At 69.5% G+C, this 16,899-nt stretch carries 12 protein-coding genes; 3 read left to right on the top strand and 9 right to left on the bottom strand.

Features of this window, described 5'->3' with window-relative positions; genetic code table 11:
• Nucleotides 1–252: 252 nt before the first annotated feature.
• The 3 genes from ACIPWY_RS24495 to thyX all read right to left on the bottom strand — a co-directional run bounded on the left by ACIPWY_RS24495 (nucleotide 253) and on the right by thyX (nucleotide 3,922).
• Nucleotides 253–1,938: a ribonuclease J gene (locus tag ACIPWY_RS24495; protein ID WP_362908625.1), complete on the bottom strand. Its 1,686-nt coding sequence runs from the start codon at nucleotides 1,936–1,938 to the stop codon at nucleotides 253–255.
• A 135-nt stretch (nucleotides 1,939–2,073) separates the two neighbouring features.
• Entirely contained in the window at nucleotides 2,074–2,973 is a 900-nt protein-coding gene (gene dapA, locus ACIPWY_RS24490) for a 4-hydroxy-tetrahydrodipicolinate synthase (RefSeq protein WP_362908626.1), read from the bottom strand.
• Nucleotides 2,974–3,181: 208 nt separating this feature from the next.
• Entirely contained in the window at nucleotides 3,182–3,922 is a 741-nt protein-coding gene (thyX, locus tag ACIPWY_RS24485) for an FAD-dependent thymidylate synthase (protein ID WP_100595173.1), read from the bottom strand.
• Between the two features lie 275 nt (nucleotides 3,923–4,197).
• On the opposite strand from thyX, the gene ACIPWY_RS24480 reads away from it, so the two are divergent.
• Together ACIPWY_RS24480 and ACIPWY_RS24475 are read left to right on the top strand one after the other, a co-directional pair.
• Nucleotides 4,198–4,461 carry a hypothetical protein gene (locus ACIPWY_RS24480; protein WP_362908627.1) on the top strand — a complete coding sequence of 88 codons (264 nt, stop codon included), beginning with the start codon at nucleotides 4,198–4,200 and terminating at the stop codon, nucleotides 4,459–4,461.
• A gap of 104 nt (nucleotides 4,462–4,565) precedes the next feature.
• Complete coding sequence (locus ACIPWY_RS24475) at nucleotides 4,566–5,126, top strand: hypothetical protein (RefSeq protein ID WP_393705112.1); 561 nt, start codon at nucleotides 4,566–4,568, stop codon at nucleotides 5,124–5,126.
• A gap of 72 nt (nucleotides 5,127–5,198) precedes the next feature.
• Here the strand turns inward: ACIPWY_RS24475 and ACIPWY_RS24470 are convergent, their stop codons facing one another.
• From ACIPWY_RS24470 to eccD, 6 genes are all read right to left on the bottom strand, one after another.
• Complete coding sequence (locus ACIPWY_RS24470) at nucleotides 5,199–5,651, bottom strand: tetratricopeptide repeat protein (RefSeq protein ID WP_362908629.1); 453 nt, start codon at nucleotides 5,649–5,651, stop codon at nucleotides 5,199–5,201.
• 8 nt (nucleotides 5,652–5,659) lie between these two features.
• Nucleotides 5,660–6,415 (bottom strand): 4-hydroxy-tetrahydrodipicolinate reductase, encoded by a 756-nt coding sequence (dapB, locus tag ACIPWY_RS24465; RefSeq protein ID WP_362908630.1) that lies wholly within the window; start codon nucleotides 6,413–6,415, stop codon nucleotides 5,660–5,662.
• A gap of 36 nt (nucleotides 6,416–6,451) precedes the next feature.
• Nucleotides 6,452–7,831, bottom strand: coding sequence for a pitrilysin family protein (locus ACIPWY_RS24460; protein WP_362908631.1), 1,380 nt, complete (start codon nucleotides 7,829–7,831; stop codon nucleotides 6,452–6,454).
• Nucleotides 7,828–10,044: a polyribonucleotide nucleotidyltransferase gene (locus ACIPWY_RS24455; protein WP_362908632.1), complete on the bottom strand. Its 2,217-nt coding sequence runs from the start codon at nucleotides 10,042–10,044 to the stop codon at nucleotides 7,828–7,830. The genes ACIPWY_RS24460 and ACIPWY_RS24455 overlap by 4 nt, the downstream gene beginning before the upstream one ends.
• 377 nt (nucleotides 10,045–10,421) lie before the next feature.
• Entirely contained in the window at nucleotides 10,422–10,709 is a 288-nt protein-coding gene (rpsO, locus tag ACIPWY_RS24450; RefSeq protein WP_100595166.1) for a 30S ribosomal protein S15, read from the bottom strand.
• Nucleotides 10,710–10,935: 226 nt separating this feature from the next.
• A complete protein-coding gene (eccD, locus tag ACIPWY_RS24445) occupies nucleotides 10,936–12,450 on the bottom strand; it encodes a type VII secretion integral membrane protein EccD (protein ID WP_393705108.1) in 1,515 nt (504 codons plus the stop codon).
• A 314-nt stretch (nucleotides 12,451–12,764) separates the two neighbouring features.
• Here eccD and eccCa point away from each other — a divergent pair, with 314 nt between their 5' ends.
• On the top strand, nucleotides 12,765–16,736 hold the full coding sequence (eccCa, locus tag ACIPWY_RS24440; protein ID WP_362908634.1) for a type VII secretion protein EccCa: 3,972 nt from the start codon (nucleotides 12,765–12,767) through the stop codon (nucleotides 16,734–16,736).
• Nucleotides 16,737–16,899 lie beyond the last annotated feature (163 nt).

Raw genomic sequence — 16,899 nt, 5'->3', positions numbered from 1 at the left:
TTCCGACTCTATCAGATCTTTCCGATCCGATTTCCTCGGTGCCTTTCAGGTTTCCGCTCCAGCCTTTCGGCTTTCCGCGTTTCCCTTTCCGGCGGCTCCGACTTTATCAGAGATTCTGAGTCGGAATTTCCGGCCCACTCGGGGAGTTTGGATCGGGCACGTGAGTGCGCCGGTTTCCCCTCGGGCGGAGCCGTAAACCTACTGGAGCGGGGCGCCCCGATGCAAATCGAGTCGCCCCGCTCCTCAGGTGCTTCAGACCTCTACGACGACCGGGAGGATCATCGGGCGCCGGCGGTAGGTGTCGGAGACCCACTTGCCCAGCGTGCGGCGGATGAGTTGCTGCAGCTGGTGGGGTTCGACGACACCGTCCTGGGCCGACTTGTCCAGGACTTCCTGGATCCGCGGCATGACGGCACTGAACGCCGAGTCGTCGATGCCGGAACCACGCGCCTGGATGGTCGGACCGCTGGTGATCTTGCCGGTGCTGGAGTCCACCACCACGAAGACCGAGATGATGCCCTCGTCGCCGAGGATCTTGCGGTCCTTGAGCGCGGGTTCGCCGACGTCGCCGACCGAGAGGCCGTCCACATAGACGTAACCGGCCTGGACCTTGCCGACGATCCTGGCCTTGCCGCCGACGAGGTCGACGACGACGCCGTCCTCGGCGATCACGATGCGGTCGTGCGGGACGCCGGTGAGGGCGCCGAGCTCGGCGTTGGCGCGCAGGTGGCGCCATTCGCCGTGGACCGGCATCAGGTTCTTCGGCTTGCAGATGTTGTAGAAGTACAGCAGCTCACCGGCCGAGGCGTGGCCCGAGACGTGGACCTTGGCGTTGCCCTTGTGGACGACGTTCGCGCCCCAGCGGGTCAGGCCGTTGATGACGCGGTAGACCGCGTTCTCGTTGCCCGGGATCAGGGACGACGCCAGGATCACCGTGTCGCCGGAGACGATCCGGATCTGGTGGTCGCGGTTGGCCATCCGGGAGAGGGCCGCCATCGGCTCGCCCTGGGAGCCCGTGCAGACCAGGACGATCTCGTTGTCCGGGAGGTCGTCGAGCGTCTTGACGTCCACGACCAGGCCCGGCGGGACCTTCAGGTAGCCGAGGTCACGGGCGATGCCCATGTTGCGCACCATCGAGCGGCCGACGAAGGCGACCCGGCGGCCGTACTCGTGGGCGGCGTCCAGGATCTGCTGGATGCGGTGCACATGGCTGGCGAAGGAGGCGACGATGATGCGCTTCTGAGCGCCCGCGAAGACGCCGCGGATCACGTTCGAGATGTCGCGCTCGGGCGGGACGAAGCCCGGGACCTCGGCGTTCGTCGAGTCGGTGAGGAGAAGGTCGATGCCTTCCTCGCCGAGCTTGGCGAACGTGGGGAGGTCGGTGAGGCGGCGGTCCAGCGGGAGCTGGTCCATCTTGAAGTCGCCGGTGTGGACCACCATGCCCGCGGGCGTGCGGATGGCGACCGCGAGCGCGTCCGGGATGGAGTGGTTGACCGCCACGAACTGGCAGTCGAAGGGGCCCAGACGTTCGCGGTCGCCCTCGGCGACCTCGAGCGTGTACGGGCGGATGCGGTGCTCCTGGAGCTTCGCCTCGATGAGGGCGAGCGTCAGCTTGGAGCCGATCAGCGGGATGTCCGGCTTCTCGCGCAGGAGGTACGGGACGCCGCCGATGTGGTCCTCGTGGCCGTGCGTGAGCACGATGCCGTCGATGTCGTCGAGGCGGTCCCTGATGGACGTGAAGTCCGGCAGGATCAGGTCGATGCCGGGCTGCTCCTCCTCGGGGAAGAGCACGCCGCAGTCGACGATGAGCAGGCGGCCGTCGTACTCGAAGACCGTCATGTTGCGGCCGATCTCACCGAGGCCACCGAGCGGGGTGACGCGCAGGCCGCCCTTCGGGAGCTTCGGCGGGGCGCCGAGTTCAGGATGCGGATGACTCAAAAGACTCTCCTCACCACGCGCGCCACGTACCTGTTAGGCACGTGGCGCGCGTGACGTTCGTGCAGTAGCAGTTGTCTTGTGTGGGTGCGGGAGCTGTGTCCCGCGGTCGTGCGTATTCAGTTGTGAAGTCTGTGTTTAGAGCTGTACCCCGCCGGCGGCGAGATCGATCTTGAGCTGGGCGGTCTCGTCGGGCGTCAGCTCCACGAGGGGCAGGCGCAGCGGACCGGCGGGCTGGCCCTGGAGGGCGAGTGCCGCCTTGGTCGTGATGACGCCCTGCGTGCGGAACATGCCGGTGAAGACCGGGAGCAGCTTCTGGTGGATCTCGGTGGCCTTCTGTACGTCGCCGCTGACGAACGCGTCGAGCATGGCGCGCAGGTCGGGGGTGACGACGTGGCCGACAACGGAGACGAAGCCGACCGCGCCCACGGAGAGCAGCGGCAGGTTGAGCATGTCGTCGCCGGAGTACCAGGCGAGGCCGGAGCGGGCGATGGCCCAGCTGGCGCGGCCGAGGTCGCCCTTGGCGTCCTTGTTGGCGACGATGCGCGGGTGCTCGGCGAGGCGGACGATCGTCTCGGTGTTGATGGGTACGCCGCTGCGGCCCGGGATGTCGTACAGCATCACCGGCAGTTCGGTGGCGTCGGCGATCGCGGTGAAGTGCCGCAGGAGGCCTTCCTGCGGGGGCTTGTTGTAGTACGGCGTCACGGTGAGCAGGCCGTGCGCTCCGGCCTTTTCGGCGGCGCGGGCGAGCTCGATGCTGTGGCGGGTGTCGTTCGTACCGACGCCGGCGATGACGTGGGCGCGGTCGCCGACCGCTTCTCGCACGGCTCGTACGAGGTCCGTTTTCTCCGCGTCGCTGGTGGTCGGGGACTCGCCGGTGGTGCCGTTCACGACGAGTCCGTCGTTGCCTGCGTCCACCAGGTGGGTGGCGAGTCGCTGCGCGCCGTCGAGGTCAAGTGCGCCGTCCGCCGCGAACGGCGTGACCATGGCGGTGAGGACCCGCCCGAAGGGGGTCTGCGGAGTGGAGGTCGGAGCCATGGGTAATACGCTACTCGCTGCTCAGCGCGCGGTCCCCCCTCGGGGGATACCAGGGGGTGTGGTGCGGAAGGATCCCGGCACTGCCTGCTCGGGGGTTCAAGCAGTGCCGGGTCCGTTTGATCAGGCTAGATGAACTTTCCGAAATGCCGCAATACGGACACTTCACACGGCTGAACCGCACATCAGTGCCGTATTCACGCTTCCTCGGCTACGGCGCGACCCGGCCGTTCCCGTTGAACGCCGCGTAGGTGAGCGGCATGAGCTTGGCCCACTCCGCCTCCATCTTCTCGCCGACCATCTCGATCTCCCGCTGCGGGAAGGACGGGACCTTGGCCAGCTCGTGCTGGGTGCGCAGGCCGAGGAAGTGCATCAGGGAGCGCGCGTTGCACGTCGCGTACATCGAGGAGAAAAGGCCGACCGGGAGGACCGAACGGGCCACTTCGCGGGCGACGCCGGCGGCGAGCATCTCCTGGTACGCCTCGTAGGCCTGGCGGTACGAGTCCTCCATCACGCGGCCGGTGAGCTCCTGCTGGCCCTGCGTGCCCTCGACGAACTGGTACTTGCCGGGGCGGCCCTGCTGCACCAGCTTGCGGGAGGCCTCCGGGACGTAGAAGACCGGCTGGAGCTCCCTGTAGCGGCCCGATTCCTCGTTGTACGACCAGCCCGCGCGGTGTCGCATGAACTCGCGGAACACGAAGATCGGGGCGTTGATGAAGAACGTCATCGAGTTGTGCTCGAAGGGGCTGCCGTGACGGTCCCGCATCAGGAAGTTGATCAGGCCCTTGGAACGCTCCGGGTCCTTGGTCAGCTCGTCGAGGGACTGCTCACCCGCGGTGGAGACGCGGGCGGCGAACAGAACGTCGGTGTCGCTCGCGGTGTGCTTGACCAGCTCGACCGTCACGTCGCCGCGGAAGGTCGGCTTGAGGTCGTCAGCAGGGGTTTCGGTCACGGTTCGAGGGGTCCTTCCATCACTTCGCTCGGGCGGCGCCCACTCTACGGGCAGGCTATGACAACGGGGCATTCGGTCGTGCCTCGCGACATTCCGATCCGAACATCGCCGAACTTCTGTTAATTCGGCGAAACAGGGCACCTTTTGGGGCATCCGTGCGTCTGTATGGGTAACGGGGCGGTTCGTTCGCCGCTCTCGGCGCCCCGACCCCATTCGATGGCCGGAGCCGTTCCATGATCCGAACGTTTCGATCTTGACGAGGAGAAGCAGCGCCCATGTTCCGCCCCCAGCTACCGCCGGGAGGGTCCCCCAGCGAGCCGGTTCCGTTCGCCTTCATCGCCGAGGCCGACAAGTTCCGCAGTAACGTCACTCCGCCCCCGCGCGAACGCGCGTCGGCCGGCCAGATCGCCGGTCGCTCACTGGTCGGTCTCACCGTCGTCGCCGGGCTCGTGGGCGCCCTGCTCCTGGGGATGCCCGCCTTGTCGTCCGGTCAGGCACCGGCACACACGCAGCAGTCCGAAGCGTCCGACGGCCGCTGACGACCCGCCCCCGTCCGGCCCCCCGGAGGTGGAAGGTGGGAGCACGCCTAGGTAGCCTCACCGGGCACAGCCCGAATACAGCGTGGATTGAGTGAGGACCAGTCGTGCCCCTGCCCTTCCTGACGGCCGACCGCGCTTTTGACGAGGCGGCCGACGACGTCGCGCTGCCGTTCGACGATCGCGATCAATGGCGGCGTCCCTACCGGCCGGGGCCGTGGCGCGTGGGATTCGCCGCACTGCTCCTGCTGCTCTCCTCGTACGTCATGGTCGCCGCGGTGATCATCGCCTTCACGGGTGGTCTCGGCGGGGGCGCGCTGTGCGGTCTCCTCGCGTTGCTCATCATCGGCGCGGCCCTGCGGCTGCTGCGGGTGGGTACGTGGGTGAGCGCGCACGGCCTGCGCCGTGTGGCCTTCTTCCAGACCCAGACGGTCCCGTGGGCCCAGGTCGTGACGGTCCGTACGGTCCAGCAGCCGGTCCGCTGGCTCGGACTCCCTCGCACGGTGCAGGGGCAGGCGCTGCTCCTCGTACGGCGGGACCGCGCCGATGAGAGCTTCGCCCTGGTCACGAGTCACGGCGCGGACTTCCTCGCGCGGTCCGAGGCCTTCGACCGGGCCTCGGACACCATCGAGGTGTGGGCCGAGGAGTACCGGCCGCACCACGCCTGATCCAGGCATACGTGAAAGGCCGCGCCGGAACACCGGCGCGGCCTTTCACGCGTCCTCGGGACTCACCCGTCCTCAGGCACTGACCGTCCTGCCCTCCTGGAGGGCGATGGCGCGCTGCATCGCCTTGCGGGCGCGCGGGGTGTCCCGGGCGTCCCGGTAGGCCACGGCGAGGCGGAACCAGCAGCGCCAGTCCCCCGGGGTGTCCTCGGTCTCCGCCTTGCGCCGGGTGAAGACCTCGTCGGCGGAGTCGCGGTCGATGCGGCCGTACTCGTCGCGGCGCAGCTCGTCCACGGGCAGGCCGCCCTCGGCCTCCAGGAGGTCTGCGAGGCGGTTGGCCTTACGGACGAACTGGGTGTTGGCCCAGAGGAACCAGAGGCCGATCACCGGCAGGATCAGCACGGCCACGCCGAACGTGACGGTGAGCAGGGTGCCCTGCTCGATGAGCATCAGGCCGCGGCTGCCGACCAGCACGAAGTAGAAGACCAGGACGAGGGCGGTGACGAGGTAGGTGAGCTTTGCGCGCATGAGATCCGTCAGACGTTCAGGTCGAGGAAGTGTTCCAGGCCGAAGGTGAGGCCGGGAGTGGTCACGACACGGCGGGCGCCGAGCAGGATGCCCGGCATGAAGCTGCTGTGGTGGAGCGAGTCGTGGCGGATGGTCAGCGTCTCGCCCTCGCCGCCCAGGAGGACCTCCTGGTGGGCGAGGAGGCCGCGCATGCGCACGGAGTGGACCGGGACGCCGTCGACGTCCGCGCCGCGGGCGCCGTCGAGAGCGGTGGCCGTGGCGTCCGGCTGCGGGGCGCTGCCGGCCTTCACCCGGGCCGCCGCGATGAGCTGCGCCGTACGGGCGGCCGTGCCGCTGGGCGCGTCCACCTTCTTCGGGTGGTGCAGCTCGATGACCTCGACCGACTCGAAGTACGGCGCCGCGGCCTCGGCGAACTTCATGGTGAGGACGGCCCCGATGGAGAAGTTCGGGGCGATGAGCACACCGGTCCGCGGGGAGTCCGCGAGCCAGGTGGTGAGCTGGGCGAGGCGGTCGTCGGTCCAGCCGGTGGTGCCGACCACGGCGTGGATGCCGTGGCCTACGCAGAAGTCGAGGTTGTCCATCACCGAGTCGGGCGTGGTCAGTTCGACCGCGACCTGGGCGCCGGACTCCGTGAGGGTCTCCAGCTTGTCGCCCCGGCCGAGGGCCGCGACCAGTTCCATGTCGTCGGCGGCCTCGACGGCCCGTACGGCCTCGGAGCCGATGCGGCCCCCGGCGCCGAGGACCGCCACGCGCAGCTTGCTCATCTTGTTCGTTCCTTACGCGAGTTGCGAACGGGTGGGCTAGGCCACCGCTTCGTGCAGGCGCGCCGCCTGCTTGTCCTTGAGCGGGCCGATGACCGACAGCGAGGGGCGCTGCCCCAGGATGTCGCGGGCCACCGCGCGCACCTCGTCGGGGGTCACCGAGGCGATCTCCTCCAGCATGTCGCTGACGGACATCTGCTCGCCCCAGCAGAGCTCGCTCTTGCCGATGCGGTTCATGAGCGCGCCGGTGTCCTCGAGGCCGAGGACGGTGGAGCCGGAGAGCTGGCCGATGGCGCGGCCGATCTCGTCGTCGGACAGACCGTGCTCCGCGACGTGGTCGAGCTCGTCGCGGCAGATCTTCAGCACGTCGTGGACCTGGCTCGGCCTGCATCCCGCGTACACCCCGAAGAGGCCGCAGTCCGCGAAGCCGGACGTGTACGAGTAGACGCTGTAGGCAAGGCCGCGCTTCTCCCTGACCTCCTGGAAGAGGCGGGACGACATGCCGCCGCCCAGGGCGGTGTTGAGGACGCCCATGGCCCAGCGACGCTCGTCGGTGCGGGCGAGGCCCGGCATGCCGAGGATGACGTGGGCCTGCTCGGTCTTGCGGCCGAGGAGCTCCATGCGGCCGGCCGCGCGCAGGGGCTTGCGGCCCTCGCGCGGGGCCATGGGGACGGCGTCGGTGCGGGTGAGAGCGCCGGCCTTCTCGAAGGCGGCCCGCACCTGGCGTACGACCTTGTTGTGGTCGACGTTGCCCGCGGCCGCGACGACGAGGTGCGTCGGGTCGTAGTGCTTCTTGTAGAAGCGGGCGATCTGGCCGCGGTTCAGCGCGTTGATCGTGTCGACCGTGCCGAGCACCGGGCGGCCGAGCGGGGAGTCGCCGAGCATGGTGTGCGCGAACAGGTCGTGCACGCAGTCGCCCGGGTCGTCCTCCGTCATGGCGATCTCTTCGAGGATGACGCCGCGCTCGGCGTCGACGTCCGCCTCCTCGATGAGGGAGCCGGTCAGCATGTCGCAGACGACGTCGATCGCGAGGGGGAGGTCGGTGTCGAGCACGCGCGCGTAGTAGCACGTGTATTCCTTCGCCGTGAAGGCGTTCATCTCGCCGCCGACCGCGTCGATCGTGGAGGAGATGTCGAGGGCGCTCCGGCGGGAGGTGCCCTTGAAGAGGAGGTGCTCGAGATAGTGCGTCGCGCCGTTCAGCGTGGGCGTCTCGTCGCGGGACCCGACGTTCGCCCAGATACCGAAGGTCGCGGAGCGTACGGAGGGCAGCGTCTCGGTGACGATGCGCAGGCCGCCCGGGAGGGTGGTCCTGCGGACTGTACCGATGCCGTTCTCGCCCTTGATCAGGGTTTGGGTACGGGCGACGGCCCGCGCCTCCGAGGAGGTGCGGGCCGTCGCCTTGGAGCTACGGGACGTCACTTGTCGGTGTCGTCCTTCGCCTCGTCGCCCTCTTCGCCCTCGACGACGGGGATGAGGGAGAGCTTGCCGCGGGAGTCGATCTCGGCGATCTCGACCTGGACCTTGCTGCCCACGCCGAGAACGTCCTCGACGTTCTCCACGCGCTTGCCGCCGGCCAGCTTGCGGATCTGCGAGATGTGCAGCAGGCCGTCCTTGCCCGGGAGCAGGGACACGAACGCACCGAAGGTCGTCGTCTTCACGACGGTGCCCAGGTAGCGCTCGCCGACCTCCGGCATGGTCGGGTTGGCGATCGAGTTGATCGTGGCGCGCGCGGCCTCGGCCTGCGAGCCCTGCTGGGCACCGATGTAGATGGTGCCGTCGTCCTCGATCGTGATGTCGGCGCCGGTGTCCTCCTGGATCTGGTTGATCATCTTGCCCTTCGGGCCGATGACCTCACCGATCTTGTCCACGGGGATCTTGACCGTGATGATCCGCGGGGCGTTCGGGGACATCTCGTCCGGCGTGTCGATCGCTTCCATCATCACGTCGAGGATGTGGAGGCGGGCGTCGCGGGCCTGCTTGAGGGCCGCGGCCAGGACGGAGGCCGGGATGCCGTCCAGCTTGGTGTCGAGCTGGAGAGCGGTGACGAAGTCCTTGGTGCCGGCGACCTTGAAGTCCATGTCACCGAAGGCGTCCTCCGCACCGAGGATGTCGGTGAGGGCGACGTAGTGCGTCTCGCCCTTGATCTCCTGGGAGATCAGGCCCATGGCGATACCGGCGACGGGGGCCTTCAGCGGCACACCGGCGTTCAGCAGCGACATGGTGGAGGCGCAGACCGAGCCCATGGACGTCGAGCCGTTGGAACCGAGGGCCTCGGAGACCTGACGGATCGCGTACGGGAACTCCTCGCGCGTCGGCAGGACCGGCACGATGGCGCGCTCGGCGAGCGCGCCGTGGCCGATCTCGCGGCGCTTCGGAGCGCCGACGCGGCCCGTCTCGCCGACCGAGTAGGGCGGGAAGTTGTAGTTGTGCATGTAGCGCTTGCGGGTCACCGGGGAAAGGGTGTCCAGCTGCTGCTCCATGCGGAGCATGTTGAGGGTGGTGACGCCCAGGATCTGGGTCTCGCCACGCTCGAAGAGCGCCGAGCCGTGCACGCGCGGGATGGCCTCGACCTCGGCGGCGAGCGTACGGATGTCCGTGACGCCGCGGCCGTCGATGCGGACCTTGTCCTTGATGACGCGCTCGCGGACCAGGGACTTCGTCAGCGCGCGGTACGCCGCCGAGATCTCCTTCTCGCGGCCCTCGAACTGCGGGAGCAGCTTCTCGGCGGCCAGCGCCTTGACGCGGTCCAGCTCGGCCTCGCGGTCCTGCTTGCCGGCGATGGTGAGCGCCTGGGCCAGCTCGGTCTTGACGGCGGCCGTGAGGGCCTCGAGCACGTCGTCCTCGAAGTCGAGGAAGATCGGGAACTCGCCGGTCGGCTTGGCGGCCTTGGCAGCCAGCTCCGCCTGAGCCTTGCAGAGGACCTTGATGAAGGGCTTCGCGGCCTCGAGACCGGCGGCGACGACCTCTTCGGTCGGCGCCTGGGCGCCGCCCTTGACGAGCTCGATGGTCCTCTCGGTGGCCTCGGCCTCGACCATCATGATCGCGACGTCGCCGTCCTCCAGGACACGACCGGCGACGACCATGTCGAAGACGGCATCCTCGAGCTCGGTGTGCGTCGGGAACGCGACCCACTGGCCGTTGATCAGGGCGACGCGGGTGCCGCCGATCGGGCCGGAGAAGGGCAGGCCGGCCAGCTGCGTGGAGCAGGAGGCGGCGTTGATGGCGACCACGTCGTACAGGTGGTCGGGGTTGAGCGCCATGACCGTCTCGACGACCTGGATCTCGTTGCGAAGGCCCTTCTTGAAGGACGGACGCAGCGGGCGGTCGATGAGGCGGCAGGTCAGGACCGCGTCCTCGGAGGGACGGCCCTCACGGCGGAAGAAGGAGCCGGGGATCTTGCCGGCTGCGTACATCCGCTCCTCGACGTCCACCGTCAGGGGGAAGAAGTCGAGCTGGTCCTTGGGCTTCTTACCGGCGCTCGTGGCCGACAGCACCATGGTGTCGTCGTCCAGGTACGCCACGGCGGAGCCGGCGGCCTGACGGGCCAGACGGCCCGTCTCGAAGCGGATGGTGCGGGTGCCGAAGGTGCCGTTGTCAATGACGGCCTCGGCGTAGTGGGTCTCGTTCTCCACTAGCGTTTTCTCCGTTACTTTTCGTCTTTTGTCCCGTTCCGCCCGTGTGGCGGAGGGACGGGGCCGGAGAAGCGCGCCTTGTGTGCGGGCCGGTCTTCGATCGAAGCACCCGGGGTGGACGGGATCCGTCTCCCGGGGGCCACTACCGAGGACCGGCGGCGGCGAGGGTGCGCTTCTCCTCGTGCGGCGATGCGTCGCGGTGATGCGGTGCAACTGGGTGCGGTGCATCGAAGCGGTGCATGCATGGGTGATGCGTGCGTGATGCGTGCGGTGGTGCTTTTGTTCGTGCGTCCAGACTACAAAGCGTCTGTGACACTTCGCACGTACAGCAAAGGGAGCGGCCCCCTGTCGGTGGGAACCGCTCCCTTCACGGCGTCTTAGCGGGCGCCGGCCGCACCGCGGCGGATGCCGAGGCGCTCGACCAGGGCGCGGAAGCGCTGGATGTCCTTCTTGGCCAGGTACTGCAGAAGGCGGCGACGCTGGCCGACCAGGATCAGCAGACCACGACGGGAGTGGTGGTCGTGCTTGTGCGTCTTGAGGTGCTCGGTCAGGTCCGAGATCCGGCGGGACAGCATGGCGACCTGGACCTCGGGGGAGCCGGTGTCGCCCTCCTTCTGGCCGAACTCGGTGATGATCTGCTTCTTCGTAGCGGCGTCGAGCGACACGCGTACTCCTCGTAGTCTTTTCGTGGCCACCGAGTGCCCCTGGTCCACATCTCAGGGGAGCTTCCGTTACTCGGGAGGCGAGGTCCGCTGGGCGCAGTCTTCAGATTCCCGGGAAACCGGAGACCTGAGGGCGCGTACACAAACGGCCGTCACACAGCGTACCAGCCGCTTCGTGTGCACCCGACCGTGGGCCCGATGGGACCCACGGCGCCTTGCTGGGCTCCGGTCAGCTGGTCATGGAGCGGGCCTTCGCGTACACGTCGAAGACAGCGAGCGTGAGCGGCACCAGCGTGAGCAGGACGAACGTCTCCGCGATCTCCATGAAGCGTCCCCAGAAGGGGGTGACTCCGCGGCGGGGCGTGATCAGGCCGATCGACGTGATCAGTGCGGTGGCCGCCGCGATCACCGCGACCAGCCAGACCGTACGGATGTTGAGGGCCGTGGGGTCGTTCTTCATGAAGAAGTCGGTCAGGTAGTCCACCGGCGGGTGGAGGGAGAGGCCGAGGCCGAGCAGGACCAGGGAGGCCAGACCGGCGGCGAGGAGGGAGGCGACCTGTGCGGTGTAGCGGAAGAGCTGGGCGCGCATCAGCATCGCGACGCCGGTGGCGAAGGCCAGGAGCTGACCCCAGACGTCGTTCGAGAAGCCGAGGACGGCCGCGGCGCCGACGGACACCAGGGCGCAGCCGCCGACCAGGCCGACGAGCAGCTCGTGGCCGCGACGGGCCTGGGCCGCGATGCGGTCGGCCTCGACGGGCTCCTGGTTCGCGGAGTCGCTGCCGTACTCGCCGCGGGCCATGCTCGGCGGTTCGAAGCCGATGGGGAGGCGGGCGAAGCGCATGGAGAGGCCTGGCAGGAAGGCGAGGGCTCCTACGGAGAGCGGCGCGCACAGGCCGGCGGTCTCCACGGCCGTCAGGTCCGTGAGGATGGCGATGAAGGTCGTGAGCAGGCCGACGGCCGACGCGAAGACGAAGGCCACGAAAGGACCGTCGCCGCCCGGCGAGACCAGGGTGAGGACCACGGAGGCGATCAGTACGGCCGTGCAGGCCAGCAGGAACTGGAGCCGGCCGATTCCCTGGTGGTCGGCCAGCGGCAGCAGGCCCGAGCCTGCCACCGCCACGTTCGGCAGGGCGCCGAGGCCGAGGGCGATGGCCGAGCCGCGGTCGTCGTAGACCCGGGCGCGCACGCCCGCGAGGACGACGAGGAGGAGGCCGGCCACCGCGGCGAGGACGCCCTGGAGGCTGTTCATGTCGTGGTGCGGTTGGGCCGTCCACGTGACGAAGGCCAGGAGGGCGGGCAGGACGCCGCCGCCGATGAGTCCGGCGCCGCGGGTCAGGTCGCCGTTCCACAGGGTGCGATCACGCGTGACGGCCGAGGCGACCGCTTCGGAGACGTCGTCGAAGACGGCCGGCGGCAGCGACTCGGAGAACGGGCGCAGGGTGAGCAGCTCACCGTCGAGGATGCGCTGCGCGGCGAAGGACCGGGCGCTGTCGAGGACGGTGCCGTCGCGGCGTACGAGGTGGTAGCCGACCGGTGCGCCCTCGGCGGGGCTCTGCTGGGAGAGCCGCAGGATCTCCGGGTTGAGGTCGGCGACCGGGACGTCGTCGGGCAGTGCGACATCGATCCGGCTGTCGGGCGCGACGATGGTGACGCGGCAGAAGCCGAGGCCCGTGCCGGCCCCCGAAGGGGCTCCGGTGCCCGCTCCGCCGGTCGCGCCGGCCGTCGCGGAAGCGGAAGCCGTCATGCTCACCTGCTGTTCCCCCTCGGTTGGTGTGTCCGGTGATGCAGTCGGATGTGGAGGTGTTGTGTACGTCGCTCGCGCGCGTCCTCGCCGCCTGTCAACGAGGCTTCCAGGACCGGCGTTAGCGGCCCCGCTCGCTCCCGACCGCGTGAAATGCCCTGTTTCCCGGGCGGATCCGCGGTCCTCGACTGCACCTCCGGCACCCTACCGCCCACCGTTGTCAGTGACCGTCAGTAGGATCGCAAATCACGATCGACGTCCGCCTGACACGGGGCGGCGGACGGAACACCTCGGTCCGGCAAGGGAATTGGTGCGAAGTGAGTCACATCGTCGTGAAGCGCCCGCCTCGGGCGCTGCCGTCTGAAGTGCCCACAGAAGAGGTGGTCCTGCAACCTCCGCCCGAGCTGCCACGCGGGCAGCAGGAAGGCGTGATGATGCAGCTCCTGCCGATGCTCGGCATGGGCGGATCCGTTGTCTTCTTCTTCAACGGCCAGGGTGGGCCGTTCATGAAGATCATGGGCATGGTGATGATCGCGTCGACCCTGGCCATGGGCATCGCGATGCTGGTGCGCTACCGCCGCGGCTCGCAGGGCCAGATGTCGGACATGCGCCGCGACTATCTGCGTTATCTGTCGCAAACCCGGCGCGATGCCACGAAGACCGCGAGGAAGCAGCGCGACGCGCAGTACTACCTGCACCCGTCGCCCGAGCAGCTGTGGGCGCTCGTCGCCGAGGGCAGCCGCGTCTGGGAACGGCGCACGGGCGACGAGGACTTCGGGCAGGTGCGCGTCGGCCTGGGCCCGCAGGGGCTCGCCACTCCGCTGGTGCCGCCGCAGACCGCGCCGGTGGAAGAGCTGGAGCCGCTGACGGCGGGCGCCATGCAGCGCTTCCTCGCCGCGCACGGCACGCTCGAGGACCTGCCGATGGCGGTCTCACTGCGGGCCTTCTACCACGTGACGGTCAGCGGTGAGCCGCAGACGGTGCGCGGCACGGCCCGCGCCGTCGTCGCCTCTCTCGCGTCGCTGCACTCCCCCGAGGACCTGGTGATCGCCGTGGCCACGGGCCGGGAGGCCGCGCCGCAGTGGGAGTGGGTCAAGTGGCTGCCGCACAGCCAGACCTCGAGCCAGACGGACGGCGCCGGCAGCCGCCGTCTGATCACCACCGACCCGATGGAGCTGGAGGCGATGCTGACCACGCGCCTCCAGGGCCGTCCGCGCTTCCATCCCGGTGGGGCGCCCGTCCCCGAGCAGCCGCACCTCGTCGTCGTGCTCGACGGCGTGTCCCTGCCTCCGATGTCGATGCTGGCCAGCCCCGAAGGGCTGCAGGGGGTGTCCGTCGTCGAGGTCGTACCGGGCGACCTGACGACCGGCCGCGGCGACCTCTCGATCGTCGTGCAGCCGCGCACCCTGACGCTGGAGTCGGCGCACGGCGTGGTCTACGAGGGCACGCCCGACCTGCTCTCCTACGAGGCGGCGGACGCGCTGGCGCGCCAGTTGGCGCCGCTGCGTATGGCCTCGGGCGGCGACGACGACGAACCGCTGCTCGCGAACCTGGACTTCACGGATCTGCTGAGCCTCGGCGACGCCGCGTCCGTGGACACCAAGCGGACCTGGCGCCCGCGCTCGCAGGCGGAGCGGCTGCGCGTGCCGATCGGTGTCGGCGAGGACGGCCGGCCCGTCATGCTCGACCTCAAGGAAGCGGCTCAGGAGGGCATGGGTCCGCACGGCCTGTGTGTCGGTGCGACGGGTTCCGGTAAGTCGGAGCTCCTGCGCACCCTCGTCCTCGGCCTCGCGGTCACGCACTCCTCCGAGACGCTGAACTTCGTACTCGCCGACTTCAAGGGCGGTGCGACGTTCGCGGGCATGGCGCAGATGCCGCACGTAGCGGCCGTGATCACGAACCTCGCGGACGACCTGACGCTCGTCGACCGCATGGGTGACTCCATCCGCGGTGAGCTCAACCGCCGCCAGGAGATGCTCCGCGACGCGGGCAACTACGCGAACATCCACGACTACGAGAAGGCGCGCGCGGCCGGCGCCCCGCTCCAGCCGATCCCGTCCCTCGTCCTGGTGATCGACGAGTTCAGCGAGCTGCTGACGGCCAAGCCCGACTTCATCGAGATGTTCGTGCAGATCGGCCGCATCGGCCGTTCCCTGGGCGTGCATCTGCTTCTCGCCTCGCAGCGCCTCGAAGAGGGCCGGCTGCGCGGCCTGGAGACCTACCTCTCGTACCGGATCGGTCTGCGGACGTTCTCCGCCGCCGAGTCCCGCGCGGCGCTCGGCGTGCCCGACGCGTACGAGCTGCCGAACGTGCCGGGTTCGGGCTTCCTGAAGTACGGCACGGACGAAATGGTCCGCTTCAAGGCGGCGTACGTGTCCGGGACTTACCGCACCGGTTCCGCGCAGGCCGCGGTGGCGGGCGGACCGCTTCCGGTGGACCGGCGACCGGTGCTGTTCACGGCGGCCGAGGTGCCGGTGCAGTACGTGGCCGTGCCCCAGCAGCGGCCCGAGGCCACGCCCACGACCGATGACGCGCTGTCGGACACCGTGCTCGACGTGATCGTGCGCCGGCTCGAGGCGCAGGGTCCGGCGGCCCACCAGGTGTGGCTGCCGCCCCTGGACAGCCCGCCGTCGCTCGACAGCCTCCTTCCCGGCCTCGCCGCCGTGCAGGGCCGCGGGCTCACACAGCCGGGGTACGAGGGCGCGGGCCGGCTCATCGTCCCGGCCGGCCTCGTCGACAAGCCGTACGAGCAGCGGCGCGACCCGCTGTGGTGCGACTTCTCGGGTGCGGCCGGCCATATGCAGATCCTGGGCGGCCCGCAGTCCGGTAAGTCGACGCTGCTGCGTTCACTCATCGCGTCGTTCGCCCTGACGCACACCCCGTACGAAGTGCAGTTCTACGGGCTCGACTTCGGTGGCGGCGGTCTGTCGGCCGTCGCCGGGCTGCCGCATGTCGGCGGGGTGGCCTCGCGCCTCGACCCCGAGAAGGTGCGGCGCACGGTCGCCGAGGTCTACGGCGTGATGATGCGCCGCGAGGAGTACTTCCGCTCCTCGGGCATCGCCTCGATCGGCGACTTCCGCGCCCGCAGGGCGCGCGGCGACATCTCGGTCACCGACCAGCCGTGGGGTGACGTGTTCCTCGTCATCGACGGCTGGGGCAACTTCCGTGCGGACTACGAGGGCCTGGAGCCCGCGGTGCTCGACATCGCGGCGCGCGGCCTGGGCTATGGCATCCACCTGGTGCTCACGGCCTCGCGGTCCATGGAGGTCAGGGCGAACATGAAGGACCACCTCATGAACCGCCTCGAGCTGCGGCTCGGCGACACGATGGACTCCGAGTTCGACCGCAAGGTCGCGGCGAACGTGCCGACGGGCGTGCCCGGCCGCGGCCAGTCGCCGCAGAAGCAGCACTTCATGGCGGCGGTCCCGCGGATCGACGGCCTGACGTCGGACACGGACCTGGCCGAGGCCACGGCGGCGCTGACCGCCGAGGTGACGCGGCACTGGACGGCGCCCGGCGCCCCCGAAGTGCGGCTGCTCCCGCGCGAGTTCGCGGCGGACCGGCTGCCCCCGGGGAACCTGTTCCCGGACCGCGGCGTGTCCTTCGCGCTCGACGAGGACAACCTGGAGCCGGTGTTCCTCGACTTCGAATCGGACCCGTTCTTCCTCATCTTCGGAGAGAGCGAGTCCGGCAAGTCGAACCTGCTGCGCCTGCTCATCAAGCGCCTCACCGAGCGCTACGACGGCGACTCCTGCAAGCTCTTCGTCGTCGACAACCGCCGCGCCCTGCTGGACGTGACCCCGCCCTCGCACCTGGCGGAGTACATCCCCATGTCGAACTCCATGGGGCATCACATGGACGCGCTCGCCGACCTGATGCAGCGGCGTACGCCGACGGCCGAGGTGACGGCGCAGCAGCTGCGGGACCGCAGCTGGTGGCGCGGTCCGAACGTCTTCGTGATCATCGACGACTACGACCTGGTGTCCACATCGAGCGGGAACCCGCTCTCGGGCCTCACCGAACTGCTCCCGTTCGCACGGGACGTCGGCGTCCGCTTCATCATCGCCCGCTCCTCGGCGGGCGGCGGCCGGGCCGCGTACGAGCCGTTCATCCAGCGGATGAAGGAGCTCGGCGCCCAGGGCCTCGTCCTCGCGGGCGACCCGGGCGAGGGCGACCTCATCGGCGGCGTGCGGCCGCGGCCGATGCCGGCGGGCCGCGGCGTCTTCGTCTCGCGCAAGCGGGGGAAGCCGCTGGTCCAGACGGGGTGGATGGGCGAGGAGCACATGTGAGCCAAGCTCCGGCGACCGTAGGGGCGTAGAGCCTTAGGGGCGTGAACCTTGGGGACGTAGAGCCTTAGGGACGTACCGGGTCATCGCCCCCATCGCCGCGCTGACCCGCCAGTCGGCTTCGGTGCTCGCCGCGGATCCCCTACCCGCGGCGGCACTTGGCGCA

The organism is Streptomyces sp. NPDC090032, from assembly GCF_044748025.1.
Taxonomy (GTDB): Bacteria; Actinomycetota; Actinomycetes; order Streptomycetales; family Streptomycetaceae; genus Streptomyces.
The sequence above is the reverse complement of the archived record's forward strand: the minus strand, read 5'-3'. Positions and strand labels throughout refer to the sequence as shown.